At 57.7% G+C, this 18175-nt stretch carries 10 protein-coding genes; 1 reads left to right on the top strand and 9 read right to left on the bottom strand.

The window, feature by feature from the left end; translation table 11 throughout:
* Positions 1 to 876 carry a triphosphoribosyl-dephospho-CoA synthase gene (locus ACODS3_RS05400; RefSeq protein ID WP_489033616.1) on the bottom strand — a complete coding sequence of 292 codons (876 nt, stop codon included), beginning with the start codon at positions 874 to 876 and terminating at the stop codon, positions 1 to 3.
* Entirely contained in the window at positions 876 to 2552 is a 1677-nt protein-coding gene (mdcA, locus tag ACODS3_RS05405) for a malonate decarboxylase subunit alpha (protein ID WP_201005176.1), read from the bottom strand. Before mdcA ends, ACODS3_RS05400 begins: the two co-directional genes overlap by 1 nt.
* Before the next feature lie 245 nt (positions 2553 to 2797).
* Between mdcA and ACODS3_RS05410 the strand changes: the two genes are divergently transcribed.
* Positions 2798 to 4732 (top strand): M60 family metallopeptidase, encoded by a 1935-nt coding sequence (locus ACODS3_RS05410; RefSeq protein ID WP_489033619.1) that lies wholly within the window; start codon positions 2798 to 2800, stop codon positions 4730 to 4732.
* A 61-nt stretch (positions 4733 to 4793) separates the two neighbouring features.
* Here ACODS3_RS05410 and ACODS3_RS05415 read toward each other — a convergent pair whose 3' ends face one another.
* From ACODS3_RS05415 to ACODS3_RS05445, 7 genes are all read right to left on the bottom strand, one after another.
* Positions 4794 to 5024 carry a DUF6124 family protein gene (locus ACODS3_RS05415; protein WP_201005180.1) on the bottom strand — a complete coding sequence of 77 codons (231 nt, stop codon included), beginning with the start codon at positions 5022 to 5024 and terminating at the stop codon, positions 4794 to 4796.
* A gap of 406 nt (positions 5025 to 5430) precedes the next feature.
* Complete coding sequence (locus tag ACODS3_RS05420; protein ID WP_201005184.1) at positions 5431 to 6570, bottom strand: Fic family protein; 1140 nt, start codon at positions 6568 to 6570, stop codon at positions 5431 to 5433.
* Between the two features lie 152 nt (positions 6571 to 6722).
* Complete coding sequence (locus ACODS3_RS05425; protein WP_236250211.1) at positions 6723 to 7514, bottom strand: hypothetical protein; 792 nt, start codon at positions 7512 to 7514, stop codon at positions 6723 to 6725.
* An 86-nt stretch (positions 7515 to 7600) separates the two neighbouring features.
* Positions 7601 to 8554, bottom strand: coding sequence for a sulfotransferase family protein (locus ACODS3_RS05430; protein ID WP_201018865.1), 954 nt, complete (start codon positions 8552 to 8554; stop codon positions 7601 to 7603).
* Entirely contained in the window at positions 8542 to 9330 is a 789-nt protein-coding gene (locus ACODS3_RS05435; protein WP_236250212.1) for an aspartyl/asparaginyl beta-hydroxylase domain-containing protein, read from the bottom strand. Before ACODS3_RS05435 ends, ACODS3_RS05430 begins: the two co-directional genes overlap by 13 nt.
* Positions 9331 to 9338: 8 nt before the next feature.
* Positions 9339 to 10859, bottom strand: a complete 1521-nt coding sequence (locus ACODS3_RS05440; protein WP_201005187.1) for a TolC family protein — start codon at positions 10857 to 10859, stop codon at positions 9339 to 9341.
* 75 nt (positions 10860 to 10934) lie between these two features.
* Positions 10935 to 18116 (bottom strand): Ig-like domain-containing protein, encoded by a 7182-nt coding sequence (locus ACODS3_RS05445; protein WP_489033832.1) that lies wholly within the window; start codon positions 18114 to 18116, stop codon positions 10935 to 10937.
* Positions 18117 to 18175: the final 59 nt, after the last annotated feature.

Genomic DNA, 18175 nt, shown 5'->3' on the forward strand with positions numbered 1-18175 from the left:
TCAAAGACTCCTCGATGAATGGCCGAGCGCAGGCTCAAGGCTATCGATAAACAGGCAGGCGGCGAGCAGATCGGCTGCGCCTCCAGGAGAAGCATTCAGGCTCAGCAGTTGCTGATCCAGCTCTTGCAGATAGCGGCGCCCTGCCAGGCTGGCACTGCCGCCAGCATCCAGAACCCGCTGTGCGCCGCGCTGCATGGCTTCAAGCCCGGTCATTCCGGAACGGTGCAGCACGCAGGTGTCCGCCAGAGTGGTCATGATCGACAGCAAGGCATCCAGCCGGGAATTCTGCTCACCACAGCCCGCCGCACGGCTGTGTTGCAGTTGTGGCAGGCCAAAGCGGGTGATCGCCGGGAAGCCAAGCTGCGCCTGCTCCCGAGCCCCCATCGCGCCATAACGCCGTGCGACCTCGCGGCCATTGCTGGGCTGAGCGACGGCATAACGATCCTCGATCAGTGCCAACTGCGCAGCCCGCGAACAGATAGCCGCTGGCTTACAGTTTTCCGGTTCCAGCGCAGCAGCCGCCACCAGCAGCCCCAAGGCCCAGATAGCACCACGATGGGTGTTCACACCAGCAGTGGCGCGCAGCATGTCGCTTTCACCTTCGCGCCCGAGCCTGCCCAAGGCCTCACGCAACGGTTGGCCTACTTCACCGAACTCCAGAGCGGCATCGGCCATTTGCTTGAAGGTTGGCCACAGCGACAAGGCCGACGCATGCATCAGGCCCAAGTGCAGATCGGTGTGCGCCCCGCTGCCGCGCCGGTCCACCAATGCAGGCTTGGGTGACAGGTCGGCTTCGTCTATCAGCGCTTCCACAGCCATATCGGCCAGGTGCTCGCCAAGGGTAACGGGTGGCGAATCCAGTTTGAGTGCGCGCATCACCAGCTCCTGAATTTCGCAGGCGGGTTGTACAAGCCGCCAGACCACTGGACCAGCTCGGCAATGCTCTTGGCAGCAAGCAATTCACGGCTGGCATCGGTGCGACGAATCCCCAGGTCTTCCGGCAAGGCAATCAGGCCTTCACGGCGCATGCGCGCAGTGTCCTTGGGGTTGTGGCGCATGCCGATCACCGTCACGCCTGCCACGGCGGCGATCATCGCCTGACGCTCTTCAAGGCTGCGTGCCTTGTACAGATAGGCGATGCCCTCTTCGGTGAGCAGGTGGGTGACGTCATCGCCATAGATCATGATCGGTGCCAGTGGCATGCCGCTCTTCTTGGCCACTTCAACTGCATCGAGAGTTTCGACAAAGGTGGGTTTGCCGCCTTCCTGGAAAGTCTCGACCATCTGCACCACCAGCTTCTTGCCACGCTCCAGATAAGCCTCGGGAGCATCGCCACTCTGCTGGCGCATATCGAGCCAGGCCGGAGTTGCATGGCGACGACCGCGAGGGTCATGACCCATGTTGGGCGCACCACCGAAGCCTGCCAGCCGACCGCGAGTAACGGTCGAGGAATGCCCGTCGCCATCGACCTGCAAGGTCGCGCCGATAAACAGATCCACCGCGTACTGCCCGGCCAGTTGGCACAACTGGCGGTTGGAGCGCAGCGAGCCGTCACGCCCGGTAAAGAACACATCGGGCCGGGCGGCGATGTAGTTTTCCATGCCCAGCTCGGTGCCGAAGCAATGCACACTTTCGACCCAGCCACTTTCAATGGCGGGGATCAGCGTCGGGTGCGGATTGAGTGTCCAGTTGCGGCAGATCTTGCCTTTGAGGCCCAGAGATTCGCCGTAGGTCGGCAGGATCAGCTCAATGGCGGCGGTGTTGAAACCAATGCCGTGGTTGAGCGACTGAACGTTGTGTTTTTCATAGATGCCGCGAATCGCCATCATCGCCATCAGCACATGCACCGGCTTGATGTGGCGAGGATCGCGGGTGAACAGCGGCTCGATATAGAACGGCTTGTCAGCCACCACCACGAAATCGACCCAGGAGGCCGGGATGTCGACACGTGGCAGTTCGCTGACGTCATCCACCAACTGGTTGACCTGGACGATGACAATGCCGTCGCTGAAGGCTGCGGGTTCGATCAGAGCCGGAGTGTCTTCGGTGCTCGGGCCGGTGTAGATATTGCCTGCCCGGTCGGCCATGAAACCAGCGGCCAGCACCACGTTGGGGATCAGGTCCACCACCAGCCGCGAATACAGTTCGATATAGGTATGGATGGCGCCGATTTCCAGCAGCCCGTCTTCAAGCAACTGGCTGATGCGCAGGCTTTGTGTTCCGGCGAAAGAGAAATCCAGTTTGCGGGCGATGCCCTGCTCGAAAAGGTCCAGATGCTCGGCCCGACCGACACTGGGCATGATCATGTGCAGATCGTGCACCTTGGCCGGATCGACCTTGGCCAGTGCCCGGGAAAGAAAGTCTGCCTGCTTCTGGTTGTTGCCTTCCAGCACCACCCGGTCCCCGGAAACCAGCAAGGCCTCCAGCGCCGCGACAATCTTGTCGGTCGGCAACACCACACCATCGGCGAGGGCTCGCACCTGTTCGAGCCGCCGCTGTTTCTCACTGCGACGACGCGACCAGCGTGCGTCGGGGTTCATTATTGTTGTCATGATCACTCCACGAATTCGCTGTCGTGGGTCACCTTAGGAGCGAAGGGTGTGGAGCATCAATCAAGCAGCGAGCGGAATCGTTACGGTTGGAGTAATGAATCGGGATTCGGGCTGCTTTTCGCGAATGAGTTCGCTCCTGAATGGCCCATGAGTATTGCCAAACGATATACCTGCATGCGCCCATTCAATGATGGGCAAACTAAACTACATCCAATAAAGGAAGCACTATAAAAAGGAGCCAGACAATGAACACGCCTTATTACCAAGCGAGGTTATATAACGCCACTCGCTTATACCTTCACTCAATCGTCATCCTGTTAACATTAGTCACGGGGATCACCGCCCATGCCGAAGTCGACGCCATCCATGATGACAAAGAAACATTAGTACCTTCGGAATCCCTCGATAGAAAAAACGATATTTCTCAAGCCTCCACACAAGGTGTGATCGGCGAAGTATTGCTGTGGCAATTACGGATAAATGAAATATATGGAGACGATGAAGACACGTATAATATTCCCGTTCTCGAAGAACAAGATAATGAAATGAGGCGCGTGGGGGGATGGCAGCGTAGAAACATCTATATACCCACTCATGTTTATCTGGCGGTCGACGATGAGATAACTCTGAACGTCAAAGACTATCCCAGTCTGCTTACACGCTGTTCCGCTCACACATTCGCCAACTTCGACAAGCCTTACGGGGCCTCGGCCACGAACAGAATGACCTTGAAGAAAAACTCGACTCAGGTCTACAAAGCAACCATTCCCGGCATGCTGATGCTTGCCTGTGTGGACGCCGGCAAAAACATGAATAACTGGAGCAGCTGGGGCCAATTTGTCAATATAAGCACCTCACCGCCCCATGAAAACACGTCGCTCTATCTCTTCGGAGTAACACCACCGAGCAACTGGCCAGCGATCGCCAAAAAGCCTGACCCCTCAGGCCAGGTCTACCTGTTCAACGGCAGAACCGTGATGGACTTCCCTGCATCCGTCGCCTTGCAGCATGCCGATAAAGATATAGATGCCATGATGAGGGAGCACCTGATCGTTACAACCCGCTATGATCAATTCAATGGCTTTACATGGCAGACCGATACGCCACTTGATACGTTAGCCTTATCAATGTATCAGGCAAGCTTCAATATTTGCTGTATGTCTCATTATTACAACGGACTGGTCGGAATAAATTTTGGTGGAAACCGGGTGACCAGCCAATGGGGTGACTGGCATGAATATGGTCACCAAAATCAACTGGCATGGAAATGGAACCACCTCACAGAAATCAGCAACAACCTGTTCTCGCTGGAAGCTTGCCGAATGTTGACAGGTAATAAAGTCGCCAACTTCCAGCGGTGCCACCCACGATTCGGAGCCTATATAATCTCGGACCCGGAAGCTGTAGGGCGATTCCTGGCAATGGAGGGGTTACCTGAAGTCCCCGACAACGCTGGAGATAAAACGTTAATGATGCTCGGGCAACTGTATATCTCCTTCCCGGACTGGCATGCACAGTTCGCCAAGGATTTCCGGATTGCCTATGCGCGAGGTGAGAATGCCGATGATTTCTCGACAGATCAGAAAAAGATCGACTGGTTTGCGGTTAATAGCAGCAGAATTGTCGGTAGAAATTTAAGTGGTTTCTTTGATAAGTGGGAGTTTCCTTACAGCGCAGAGGCGCGCAAATCCATCGTAGATCTCAACCTGCCAGACCCCATCAGACCCAGTGTGCAGTATTCGTCGGAATGGAACGTTTCTGCAAATCCAACGACTCAGGGAACAATAGCCATACCGGACTTCAAGTCTTTCATTGGCCTTGTTGCTTATGGCAAGGAGGAAGGTCCGACAACGCTTCAAGCGATTGAGGGAGAGCACTATACAAAACTGAAAACGCTGGTGGTGGGCACACATAGAGTGCCTTACCACGTCGTCCTGCGCGGCACCCTCAGACATGGAGATTGTCCCGAGGAATATCCCATGCATGCGGTCAGGTCATGCTTGAGCAATGACCATAGCGTCTATTGGAAACTGAGCTATCACCTCTCGGACAATTTATTGCTTCTGCCCGACGATAATTACGAAGGTGTACTGAGATTGGGTATAAGGGCTGCCTCCGATTACAACTGGGGAGGAACGCTGACTGTTCCAATCAAGTTGACCGCCACGAAGAGTCAATGACACAGGTTTCGCGAATGAATTCGTACCCGCGCAGAAGCGAATTCATTCGCGAAAAACCCGTCTACCGCAACGACCGCTCCAGCAGCGTATTGGCCATCTCGATCAGATGAACCACAGAAAATGCCAGATCACGCTGCGAGCCACTGAGGCCGTCGCCGCATTCGTATGCAGTGGCCATGGCGCAACGCAGCAGATCGGAAGCGCGGATAAGTGCTTCTTCGTAGCTCAATGCTTCGTTGGCGATGAAGTGGGCGGTGGGGATAACGGGTGGGTCGGGGGTGACTTTGAGCATCAGATACAACTCCAATAAACCAAAAGGAGCCGTCATCCATCGCTACCAACGATTGGGTGGCGGCCGCACGCAAGTTGGTAGAACCGGTTATTGGCACCCGGCGCGTCCAAGGACGCCATGCGCACGGCCACCAAAACACAGGCCGTAAAAAAGCGCCTCGCAAAAGGTGGCGCCTTGCGCCAATAAACTTTAGGTCTACCAAACCTGATCGCTGATTTTGCAGCGACGGCAGGAGGTTAGAGACCCGAATAACAGGGCGCAAGCGGTCGGGATTTTCTCGGAAATTTCACTCAAGGGAAAGGGAGGCGTCTTGCTATCGGAGGCACGAGGAGTGGGTTGTCCTTCAGTCGCGGCCAAGGCCCCTCACACGATGAGTAGCGAATTCATTCGTGAAAGGCCAGATCATTTAACCCCAACTCACCTCATACCGCGTACTCCGCCCGCCTCCCGGCAGTTTCTGCAAACAGCCTTTTTCCAGCAGGTCGGCCAGATGCCGGGTGGCCGTGGCTTTACTGACTTTGGTAACGGCCTGGTATTGCCCGGCGCTGATGCCTTCTTCAAAACCTGGTTTGTCGGCCAGCAGGGTTCCATCCAGCAAGCGGTTCAGGACTTTGATTTGCTCAGGTGCCAGACCTTTATCGCGGTGCTGTTGCCAGAAACGCGCCTTTGCCAGAACCCGGTCGATACGTTTGATCGCTTGTTGCAGGGTATGCAGTAAGGTCTGAAGAAACCATTGCAGCCATGACGTGATATCCAGGCCATCCTTCTGGGTGCGTTCCAGAATGCGGTAGTAATCCTGCCGAGTGGCGAGGATGCTGGCGGACATGGCGTAAAAGCGAATGGACTGATTTTCCGCCTGAGCCAGCGCCAGATCGGTGATGGCCCGAGTAAGGCGTCCATTGCCATCGTCGAAAGGATGGAGCGTCACGAACCAGAAGTGCGCCAGCCCTGCACGTAACAAAGGATCAAGGCTGACATCGGAGCGACTGGCATTGAACCAGTCCAGAAATGCCTGCAGTTGCGCTTCCAGACCTTGGCGTGGCGGTGCTTCAAAATGCACAGTGGGTTGATCGATGCGTCCAGAAACCACTTGCATGGGCTCTTCGCCTCGCAAGCTTCCCACTCGAATATTGTGAGCCATAAGCGATTGCGGCTCTGGAAACAGCAGAGTATGCCAGCGCAGCATTCTCTCAATGGTCAGTGCAGCATGATGTTGTTGCGTGGCATCGAGCATCAACTCTGCCAAGCCTTCGCTGCGCGGGTTGGTCTGTTGACCGCCTTCAAGCCCAAGCCGCCTGGCAAGCGAAGAACGCACCGAACCAACATTCAGTTGCTCTCCCTCGATGGCCGATGAAGTGATGATGTTTTGCAACAGAGCATCCAGCTCCGTTTGCGCGCTGGTATCCGTGCCTGCGGCGCTCAACATGCCCAGCAACTGGCCCTGAGCCTGAAAGCACTCACGTAACAACACCGCCAACGGCTCAGCCTGCCAGCGAAAATGCGGCCAGTCCGGGTGCTGCCAGATCCAGTTCAGGGGTTCGCTCATGGGAAGGTTCTCTGGGTGTGAGCCGAATAGTAGCGCTATTCAGCTCACCATATGAGCCGAATAAGCAAAATAATCGGCTCATCGGCACCAGAAAACGACAGCCATCCCATCCTCATGACACGCTGACATCACGCGACTGCCCTGCAATAGCCTCACCTGTCCCTGACCGTCACCCACCTTATGTGGCGCATATCAAACCCATTCTCATTTTTATCTGTCAGTACATCCCCACAGCCCGAGGCAGCAGTAACGGCTGTACGAGTTGTAAAGCCTCTTGAAATCGAATTCATCGTCGTTTGATAGGCGAAATCTTTCCTGGACCGATACTCATCTTCAGTTTCGCCGTGCTTTTTACTTCCACAGCATTCGGTATTTAATCCGCTGTGGGTAATTTCATAGAATTTGCTTCCAAAACCAAGAAGCCGGTCGTACATACTGATCTTTTCGAGTAACTCACTCGGGTCGCTTACAAGCTTTACATCTCGAGAGGCAATAAACGTTGCTGAACCCTGCCCTCCATCAAAAGAGCTCACCAGCACAAAGGGTTCCCGAGGATACTCAAACCTGGCCTCATTACTGACCGGCGCAACAATTTTTACTCCAAAGTTTTCTTCAAACGATTTGGTATTGACTCTTGATACTTGGAGAGTCCGCATAAAATCATAGCGCCAGCCTTCGTATATGATCCCGGCCTTTAGATGTGTATTACCATCGTGTCTCTTATAAATATAACTATTATCAACTTCAAGCCTGACCAGACTCTCAAGAAACCGCTGCCGATGCTCTTCATCACTCAGCACCTTCCCTTCCGCAAGACAAAGCGTCGCATCGGTCCAGAAAAGCCGGTAAGCCGCAAAACTTCCGGGTACGGCTATCAGCAAAAAGATGACAGCCAGCACAATGAATTTCACATCGCCCCACAATGTTCTTTTACCCGCAGCCATACCTGGACTTCCTGTTGAGCATTCACAGCGATGCCCGGGAAATTATGCTCCCAGGCCAATAATGGAAATGTGTAGTGCTATCGAGCTTATGCCTGCCGATTGAGGCTTCGCTCACCTCGCAAGACTTCCAGCGCCTCGTAGGAAGTGCGGGTCCAGCATTCTATCCGGTCCTTGAGCAGGTCGGTGGCCTCGCGATGTTTATCCCGGCTGTCGGCAACAAATACCTGACCCGGTTGTTTGGCGTGCTGGACCGTCGCCAGCAGCGCCTTGCTGCATTGCGCAGCATCAAGCCCGAAGAAGTCCGACAGGTGCCCTTGCATCGCCCCGGGAAGTTCCCGGTAGTTCACCGGCAGGCCAGCAAAGACGCGGCAGTATTCAAGACCGAAGTCGAGAATCCGGCCCAGTCGCTGAGCAATGTAGTCTTCCCGGACATTGCCCTGACTTTCCCCGTCCAGTGAGCTGGGGCCAATGATGCCGGGCACCATGTGCATGCCTGCACGGCGCATGTGGGAGACGGCGATTTCCAGAGGCTCGCGATACACAAACATCCACGGCACGTCAGGAAAGCACTCGCGCAGCAGCGGCAGTTCGCCGATGTTCCACGCATCCAGTTTGATCACCAGCTTTTGCTCGGTGCCGCCTCGGATCTGACCATAGGCGGCGAGCAGGCCACGCAAGGCAGCATTGCGCACTTCAGGCTCAAGCGTGCCGCGCAGCAGCGCATCGAGCGGCGGTGGTTCGGAAATCACTATCGCTTCGTCGAGCTGCGCCAGCATCTGGCCGATGAGGGTCGAACCGCAGCGCGAGGCGTGATAAACGAACGCAGTGGGGTCGATGGCAGGCAGTTGCCAATCACACAACACGGCAAGAGGTGTTTCACGACGGAACGCCTGGTTGAAAGGCAGGCGCAGCGCTTCGTCCACCGCATCGCGGAAGAAGGGTTGGTCGAGCTTGCGGTCGCCAAACCAGCACCAGTCCACCCGCCATTCTTCAGCTTCCTGCCAGATGCGGATGGGCAGCCAGTCTTTCAGGCTGTCCATTGTCGGTTCCATTGATTGCGCCCCAGACGCATCGCGGCGCGTATGTCTTCACGACCGAAATGCAGACCGCGCTCGGCACCCAGCGCCAGGGTACGGGTGATGAAAGCCTCGCTGTCCGGTTCGTCCTGCAAGATGCGACACAACCGGGAATCGCACTCCAGCAAGGCCCTGAACTGTGCAAAGGCTTCGGCTGCCCGGCCTTGGCCAGCGGGTGGGGTTGTGGATAAACCGGCTTCGATCTGCTGTTCAAGCCAGGCATTGGGGCGGCAGTCGAGCACCAGATGAACACGCTCTTGCTGCCCCCAGTTATCGACACTGTGAGGTCGGGCCAGATCCAGAAACCAGCACTCGCCCGCACTCATCGGGATGCGCTGGCGGTCCAGCATGAAATCCACGTCCGGCGAACTGAGCAAGGGAATGTGCAAACGACGATCAGCCTGCGGTCCGCCGAGGTCGTAATCGCGGTGTTCGTGGATTCGGCTACCCGGCCCAAGTCGCAGCAGGCGGGCGCTGCGAATATCCAGCGGCAGGTCGTGCAAGGCAGCAGCCCAGCGGTCGTCGGCTTGCCAAGGATCTCGGGGGATGGGTTCGCCTGCACCTGACGATAACTCCGTCAGGGCGTCGGCAGCGGAAATCAGCGCGACACCCGACCACTGCCCGTCGTAGTAACCGGCATTGAAATGCGCGGTCCAGGCCGTATCGGCAATACGCGAGAGCGCCTGTAACAGCAGAGGCAAGTCCACTGTTACAGGCAGGCGGGAAAAGGCCGGAAGCACGGATCCGCTTACTTGGCCTGTACTTCAGCCGCTTTCACGGGCTGGGCGATGTTGCCGGCAGACCATTGGTTTTCACGCGACGCCAAGGCACCCGCGATCACTTGAACATCGGTCGAAGGCAGTTGCTCCGGCAATGGATCAAGCCCGGCGCTGGCGAAGATCTGCCCGTAGGCATTGCGTAGGTCGGCGTAGGCCAGGTCACGGCGCAGGTCGGCTTGCAGGGTATTGAGTTCGCCCTGGATCAGGTCCAGTTCACCAATACCTGCCGCCTTGTAACGGTTGCGCAGTTGACCAACGATTTCGCCGTCGATGCTCGACAGTTGCTGGCTGGTCTTGAACTGGCGCAAGGCTTCACGGTAGTTGGCGTTGGCCACGTAAAGCTGAGCCAGTACGGCAATGGACATGGCCTGACGACGCGCCGCAGCGACTTCTTCACCGGCCTTGGCCACATCGATGGCCGCAGGAGCGGAGATCACGTTGAACAGGTTCCAGGTGACCTTGACGCCCATGTCGGCCCATTTGTCATTGACCAGGAAGGAGTTGCTGTCGTAATGACCACCCGCGGAGAACTCCAGGCCCGGCAGCAGACGCAGCATGGCCTTGCGGGTTTCGGCAGAGCTGATGCGGGTCTGGTAATCCTGCTCACGCAGTTCCGGACGGCTGGCCAGTGCTTCGTGTTCAAGCACGCCCATGTCGACCTTGAGTTCCGGGATCGAGTAATCGTCCGGGGTCGCAAGGGTCAGTTCGCTGCCCAGTGGCAGGTTGATCAGGGTCGACAGTTCGGTCTTGGCCAGAGACAGCGCCTTGCGCTGCTCTTCAAGCTGACGGGTCGCCTGGATCAATGAACGCTGGTAGCTCAGCGCCTGAACCGGGTCGCCGACGCGCTGTGCGCTCATCTTCTGGCTGTTGCTCTGAGCTTGTTCGACGCGGGCCATCAGGCTGTCGATCTGCTTGAGCAGACGCTCGGCCGCCACCGCACGCCAATAGGCCGAGCGCACGTCCTGAACGATGGTGTTGACGACTTTGCGACGACGCTCCTGAACGATCAGGCGCTGGTCACCCTGCTGCTTGGCGCTGATGTAGCTGACGCCGAAGTCGAGCACGTTCCAGACCATGGTGAGGTCGGCGACACGACGGCTGCGATCCTGGGAAGTCGAGGGTTCCAGAGACTGGGTGCCAGTCTCGACGCTTTCGCTGCTGGAGGCGCTGACGTTGCTGCGTCCGGCATAACCTGCGGACAGCGCCATGCGTGGCAACATGTCGAAGCTGGCAAGGTCCAACTGACGCTTGGCCAAGGCTTCTTCCATGATCTTCAGACGCGCTTCAAGGTTGTACTTGACTGCACGAGCCATGGCCTGGTGCAGGGTCAGTGGGCCGTTCAGTGGCTCCTGATCCTTGTACATCAGTTGCAGATCGCTTTGCGCACGTTGCTCACTGACACTACGGTCGATAGGTTGACTGGTGACAGCACAACCACTGACTATCAGCGCCAGCAGGCTGACACTGAATAACTTCTTACTTCTTTTCATCCGTTCGACCGCCCCTGACTACCCATTCTTTTTTATAAGCGCCGGGATTTGCCGGCGCCTGACTCAAACCTTGTCTCAGGCCTGCACTTCACTGATACCGGCTTTCCCCAAAGCCCATGCTAGTTCATGCAGCTGTTTCTGCTCGCCATCCTTGAGCAATTGCAACTGTTGCTCCAGTGTCAACGCGCCAAAGCTGCCACGAATACCTTGTGAGGAATCGCTCAGGCCACGGCTGCTACCGCTGTCAAAAGTACTTTGCGCCGAGGTGTCCGTGGAGGACTCGCGACTGAACAGCGTCGACAAGGTGCTGTTGCCGAACACGCCACCTTCCCCGCTGCTGAAACCAAGGAAACCGCCAGCGGCCCCCGTGCTGCCGCCAGTCTCACTCGAGCTGAAGACCTGTGCAATGAAGCTTGGAGCCAACGCGCCATTGCTGATGAAGATGTTACCCAGAGGCGGCAGACCGTCGCCTGTGGTGCGCACCTCAAACAACGGCGCGAAACTCAGCGGCGAACCGAGATTGCCGGTCGGCGGGCCAAAGAGCGTCGGCTGCAATGGCAGGTTTGGCTGGCTGATCAGAGGGACCGAATCGCTAATGCGGAACTGTGGATCGCCACCTTGAGAAAGGGTAGTGACTGCGTAGCTGCTGGAGTTGGTGATACCGATACCGGTATTGCCTGCCAGGTCCGTCACATTGCTGCTGTCGAGCGTGATGAAGTTGCTCGGAGCCTGAGTATTCGCTGTCGGGGTCAGGGTCGCAGTCCAGGTCAGGCCGCCATCGTTGCTGGCCAGATTGGACAGGGTACCGTTGGCTACGCTGAGGTCCGAAAGATCGAAGTTGCTGACACGTTCACTGAAAGTAAAGGTCACCTGAGTGGTCTGGCCCGTGGTCAGGTTCGGGTTGGCAACCACAATGCTCGAAATGCTGGGAGCCTGACCGTCAACAATGTAGTTGGCAGAGTTGATAACACCGCTACCGGCGTTGCCCGCCAGGTCCGTAACGTTGCTGGTGTCCATGACGACGAAGTTGGTCGCATCACTGATATTCGCCGTTGGTGTCAGGGTTGCGGTCCAGGTAATGCCGCCGTCGCTGCTGACCAGGTTCGACAGAGTACCGCTGGCTACGCTGAGGTCTGACAGGTCGAAGTTAGTGACCGCTTCACTGAACGTGATGGTCACTGGCGAGGTTTGACCGATCCCCAGTGTGCTGTTGGCTACCACAATGGTCGCCGTCGGGCGTGACGTATCAATCGCATAGTTGTTGGAGTCGGTCGTGCCGCTGCCGGTGTTGCCGGAAGCATTGGCGACGCCCGTGTTATCCAGCGTGATCAGGTTGGTGGTGTCGGTCACGCTGGCGGTCGGCGTCAGGGTTGCCGTCCAGGTGATACCGCCATCGCTGCTGCTGACGGTGCTCAAGGTGCCGTTGGCCACAGTCAGGTCGGCGTTGGTGAAACCGCTCACCGCTTCGCTGAAGGTAATGGTCACCAACGAAGTTTCACCGACTCGCAGCGCGTTGTCCGCTACCACGATGGTTGCAGTCGGGCGCGCTGTGTCGATGATGTAGTTGTTGGAGTTGGTCGTGCCGGTCCCGGTGTTGCCAGCCAGATCTGTCACGCCGGTGTTATCCAGGGTGATCACGTTGGTGGTATCGACAATGTTGTTGGCCGGCGTGAACGTCGCTGTCCAGGTGATACCGCCATCGCTGCTGCTGACGGTACTCAAGGTACCGTTGGCCACGCTCAGGTCGCCATTGGTGAAACCACTCACCGCTTCGCTGAAGGTGATGGTCACCAGTGAGGTTTCGCCAGCGATCAGCGTGCTGTCCGCCACGACGATAGCCGCGGTCGGACGCGCAGAGTCGATGGCATAGTTGCCCGATGTCGTGATGCCAGAGCCCGTATTGCCTGCCTGATCGCTCACACCTGTGTTATCCAGAGTGATGACATTGCTGGCACTGGTGATGTTGGCGGCAGGCGTCAGGGTTGCGGTCCAGGTAATACCGCCGTCGCTGCTGCTGACAGCGCCAAGGGTGCCATTGGACACGGTCAGGTCGGCGTTGGTGAAACCGGTCACAGCCTCGCTGAAGGTGATGGTCACCAACGAGGTTTCACCAATGGCCAGGGCGTTGTCGGCAACCACGATGGTTGAGGTCGGGCGCTGGGTGTCGATGGCGTAGTTGTTGGAGTCGGTCGTGCCGCTGCCGATGTTGCCGGAAGCATTGGCGACGCCCGTGTTATCCAGCGTGATCAGGTTCGTGGTGTCGGTCACGCTGGCGGTCGGCGTCAGAGTTGCCGTCCAGGTGATACCGCCATCGCTGCTGCTGACGGAGCTCAAGGTGGCGTTGGCTATGGTCAGGTCGGCGTTGGTGAAACCGCTCACCGCTTCGCTGAAGGTAATGGTCACCAACGAAGTTTCACCGACTCGCAGCGCGTTGTCCGCTACCACGATGGTTGCAGTCGGGCGCGCAGTGTCGATGGTGTAGTTGTTGGAGTTGGTCGTGCCGGTCCCGGTGTTGCCAGCCAGATCTGTCACGCCGGTGTTATCCAGGGTGATCAGGTTGGTGGTATCGACAATATTGTTGGCCGGCGTGAAAGTCGCTGTCCAGGTGATACCGCCATCGCTGCTGCTGACGGTACTCAAGGTACCGTTGGCCACGCTCAGGTCGCCATTGGTGAAACCACTCACCGCTTCGCTGAAGGTAATGGTCACCAGTGAGGTTTCGCCAGCGATCAGCGTGCTGTCCGCCACGACGATACTCGCGGTCGGGCGCGCAGAGTCGATGGCATAGTTGCCTGAGGTCGTGATGCCAGAGCCCGTATTGCCTGCCTGATCGCTCACACCTGTGTTATCCAGAGTGATGACATTGCTGGCACTGGTGATGTTGGCGGCAGGCGTCAGGGTTGCGGTCCAGGTAATACCGCCGTCGCTGCTGCTGACAGCGCCAAGGGTGCCATTGGACACGGTCAGGTCGGCGTTGGTGAAACCGGTCACAGCCTCGCTGAAGGTGATGGTCACCAACGAGGTTTCACCAATGGCCAGGGCGTTGTCGGCAACCACGATGGTTGAGGTCGGACGCTGGGTGTCGATGGCGTAATTGTTCGAGATTGTGATGCCGGAACCCGAGTTACCGGATACGTTGGTGAACCCGGTGTTATCCAGCGTGATGAGGTTGGTGGCATCGCTCAGGCCCTGGTTCGGCGTAAAGGTCGCCGTCCAGGTAATACCGCCATCACTGCTGCTGACAGTGCTCAAGGTACCATTGGTCACCGTCAGATCAGCGTTGGTAAAACCGCTCACCGCTTCGCTGAAGGTAATGGTGACCAGTGAGGTTTCGCCAACTCTCAACGAACTGTCCGCTACCACGATGGTTGCAGTGGGCTGCATGGTATCGATGGTGAAGTTGGGCGAGTTGGTCATACCGGTTCCGGCGTTGCCGGCCAGGTCTGTCACGCCTGAGTTATCCAGGATGATCAGGTTGGTGGTGTCAGCGATATTGATATTCGGTGTGAAGGTCGCGGTCCAGGTAATGCCGCCATCGCTGCTAGTGATGGTGCTCAAGGTGCCGTTAGGTACGATCAGGTCGCCATTGGTGAAGCCGGTCACCGCTTCACTGAAGGTGAAGGTTACCAACGAGGTTTCACCGACCGAAAGGGCACTGTCAGCCATTGTGATGGTTGCAGTCGGACGCACAGTGTCGATCGCGTAGTTGCTTGAATTGGTGGTACCAACGCCCACGTTGCCAGCAAGATCGGCCACACCGGTATTGGTCAGAGTGATAATGTTACTGGCATTGGTGACGCCTGCTACCGGAGTCAGTGTTCCGGTCCAGGTGATACCGCCATCGCTGCTGCTGACCGAACTCAGCGTACCGTTGCTCACGGTCAGGTCAGCGTTGGTGAAGCCGCTCACCGCTTCACTGAAAGTAATGGTGACCAACGAGGTTTCGCCAATGGACAGATTGTTATTGGCAACCACAATAGTCGCGGTCGGGCGTACGGTATCGATGGCGTAATTGTTCGAGGTGAGGGTTCCCAGACCCGCGTTGCCAGAAGCATTCGCGACACCGGACATATCCAGAGTGATCACGTTGGTGAGATCGGTCACGTTCGCGGATGGCGTCAGGGTCGCGGTCCAGGTGATACCGCCATCACTGCTACTGACCGGGCTCAATGTACCATTTGCCACAGTCAGGTCGGCATTGCTGAAACCAACCACCGCTTCACTGAAGGTGATGGTGACCGTTGGGGTCTCGCCGATCGACAAAGAACTGTCGGAGACAATGATCGTCCCGTTCGGACGCACGGTGTTGATGGTGAAATTGCCTGAGTTGGTGCTACCGCTCCCGGAGTTGCCAGCCAGGTCTGTCACGCCGGAGTTATCCAGGCTGATCAGGTTGGTGGTGTCGGATATGTTGTTGGTCGGCGTAAAGGTCGCGGTCCAGGTGATACCGCCATCGCTGCTGCTGACGGTACTCAAGGTACCGTTGGGCACGGTCAGGTCGGCATTGGTAAAACCGGTCACCGCTTCGCTGAAGGTGATGGTCACCAGCGAGGTTTCACCTGCGGTAATGTTGGCGTCGGCAACCAGAATGCTGGAGGTCGGACGAACAGTATCGACGGCGTAGTTATTGGAAATGGTCGTGGCAAGCCCGGTATTACCTGCGGCATCCGTGACACCGGTATTGTCCAGGGTGATCACGTTGGTGGTATCAGAGATGTTGTTGGCCGGCGTGAAGAGGGCCGTCCAGACAATGTTGTTGCTGGTGGTCACTGTAGTCAGGCTACCGTTGACGACAGTCAGGTCAGCGTTGCTAAAACCGCTTACCGCTTCACTGAAGGTAATCGTCACCGTCGAAGTTTCACCGATAGTCAGTGTACTGTCCGCAACCACGATAGTGGCGGTCGGGCGCGACGTGTCGATTGCATAATTGTTCGATGAAACCGTGCCAGTGCCTGCGTTGGCCGACAAGTCCTGCACGCCGGTCATGTTCAGACTGATCAGGTTGGTAGCACTGGTCAGGTTATTGAGCGGCGTCAGGGTTGCGGTCCAGGTAATGCCACCGTCACTGCTGCTTACTGCGGTCAGGGTACCGTTGGCAACCGACAGATCCGCATTGTTGAAACCCGTTACCGCTTCGCTGAATGTGATGGTGACCAGCGAAGTTTCGCCCGCGATCAAGGATGTGTCCGACACAACGATGGATGCGGTCGGAGCGACGGTGTCACTGACCACATAGTTGTTGGACGTCCCGGTACCGGTACCGATATTGCCCGCCGAGTCCTGCACGGCCGAACCGGCCAGGGTAATGGCGTTGGTCGAGTCCGCGACATTGTTGGATGCCGTCAGCGTCGCAGTCCATGTAATGTTGTTGGTGGTCGTGAGGTTGGTCAGGGTGCCGTTGGGAACGACAATCTCGGAAATATCCAGACCGAACACCGGCTCACTGAAGGTGAACGTCACGGCAGACGAACCACCCGACCCCAGAGACGGGTTGGCAATCACGATGCTGGAGATTGTGGGTGCCGTAACGTCAGCACTGTAGGTGATACTCAACCCTCCACCATCGTTGAAGATGTTATTGACCCCCGTTGGCGAGGTACCGTTTGTACCACCGCTGGTTGCCTGACCACCCGACCCGCTGACACCTACGTTGCCGCTCATGGCCGAGTTGTTGCTTGCCGTGATATTGAGCGTACCCCTGTTCCAGATGGCACCGATACCCCGGCCGCCGTTCCCGCCGATCGTACCGCCACCACCACCGCCACCGCCCGCACCGATGTTGCTGCTGATGGTCGAGGTGCCGATGATCGCCAGGGTGCCAGTAGAGCCGTTATAGATACCGCCCACCGCCGCGCCGCCTCTGCCGCCAGTGGCATCAAAGCCCGAACCGCCACCACCACCGCCGATGGTCCGTCCGCCAGAAGTCGCCGTACCGCCTGCGCCACCGTTGGTGTAGCCAGAAGAGCCAATGCTACCGGCACCACCGCCGCTCGCATTACCGCCACGCCCGCCCATATAAACAGTGTTGAAACCAGCACCGTTGCCGCCTGTGTTGGCTGAGGGCGCTGTAGGGAAATAGGTCCCGGCAACACCACCGGTAGCACCATTCTGACCACCAATACCGCCACCGCCACCACCGCCACCACCGACGGTCGGAGAGAGCACGCCACCGCCGCCACCACCGCCTGCAGCCGAGTTGGCTGTCACGGTGACGTTACGCAGCGTGAGGTTACCGGCGTTATTGATACCACCACCCACAGCGTCAGCCGCTGAAACCGCTGAACCACTATTGGCACCCGAAGTGCTGGCAACGCCTCGTGTAATGATCAGGCCGTCAAAGGTTGCAGTCGTGCCGGAGGTAACCCGGATCACACTGGTCCTGTTCTGGCCGTCCAGCGTGACATCCGCCACACCGTCGTTATTCAGGTCGCCATCAATGGTGATGTTTCTGTTGACCACCAACTGGGCGTCAAGCGCGACTGTCATGCTGCTGGAGAAGGTCACGATATCGCCGTTCTGGGCACTGGCCAGCGCTGCGCGCAAGGTTCCTGCGCCAGTACTGCTGTTGGAGGTTACCGTGATGGTCGCAAGCCCCCACTGGTAAGAATCCATTGCCTGCTGGGACAGCGCACCGATGCTTTCGATGCTGCCGGTCGCGATTTCCAGTGTCCAGTCGCCGCCCACACCGGTGCGGTTGGTCGATGCAGCGATATCGCGCCCGGTGAGTTGTGCAAGCGAATCGACGAAGCTCAGGCCCAACTCGCCTTCAGCGGTGTTACAGGCGTAAATCAGGATATCGCCGCCCGCGACCATGTCATTGCCGATCTCGGCCAGCAAGGCGCTGCGTTGAGCGATGTTGTCGGCCGACAGATAGCTGTTGCCCAGCCACAGATCACCCGAGTTGCCGTGAGCGATGATCTGCACCGAACTCACGCCCTGATGGGATTCCAGGTAGTCGGCGATCTGTTGCAGGCCGTCTTTGGTGGCATCGAGCATGACGACCTGGGCACCGGGCGCAACGCCTGTGAGCAGGCTGTCGGCGTCCTTGACCCGCGAGTCGACGAAGACCACGGTGCTGCCTGTTACGGTCGTTGAGGTGGTCGTGATATCTGCCGTGGCAGCCGATTGCGCATGGCTATCGCTACTGCTGTCTTTGGCACTGGCCTGATCGGTAGTCTTGGCAGCCTCGGCAGTCGCCTGGCTGTCCGACTGCGCAGCATCGGCAACGGTGGCAGCAACGGCGCCATCGAACAGCATTCGCGGCTCAAGGAACATGATCATGGGGGAAGCGGGGGATTTAGCATCCACGGAGGCCC

Source organism: Pseudomonas sp. FG43, from assembly GCF_057809175.1.

What these genes read in the sequence shown, in the direction of transcription:
- ACODS3_RS05445 (WP_489033832.1), bottom strand. Translation starts at nt 18,116, where the DNA reads ATGCTGTTCGATGGCGCCGTTGCTGCCACCGTTGCCGATGCTGCGCAG.
- ACODS3_RS05410 (WP_489033619.1), top strand. Translation starts at nt 2,798, where the DNA reads ATGAACACGCCTTATTACCAAGCGAGGTTATATAACGCCACTCGCTTA.
- mdcA (WP_201005176.1), bottom strand. Translation starts at nt 2,552, where the DNA reads ATGACAACAATAATGAACCCCGACGCACGCTGGTCGCGTCGTCGCAGT.
- ACODS3_RS05425 (WP_236250211.1), bottom strand. Translation starts at nt 7,514, where the DNA reads ATGGCTGCGGGTAAAAGAACATTGTGGGGCGATGTGAAATTCATTGTG.
- ACODS3_RS05430 (WP_201018865.1), bottom strand. Translation starts at nt 8,554, where the DNA reads ATGGACAGCCTGAAAGACTGGCTGCCCATCCGCATCTGGCAGGAAGCT.
- ACODS3_RS05440 (WP_201005187.1), bottom strand. Translation starts at nt 10,859, where the DNA reads ATGAAAAGAAGTAAGAAGTTATTCAGTGTCAGCCTGCTGGCGCTGATA.
- ACODS3_RS05420 (WP_201005184.1), bottom strand. Translation starts at nt 6,570, where the DNA reads ATGAGCGAACCCCTGAACTGGATCTGGCAGCACCCGGACTGGCCGCAT.
- ACODS3_RS05415 (WP_201005180.1), bottom strand. Translation starts at nt 5,024, where the DNA reads ATGCTCAAAGTCACCCCCGACCCACCCGTTATCCCCACCGCCCACTTC.
- ACODS3_RS05400 (WP_489033616.1), bottom strand. Translation starts at nt 876, where the DNA reads ATGCGCGCACTCAAACTGGATTCGCCACCCGTTACCCTTGGCGAGCAC.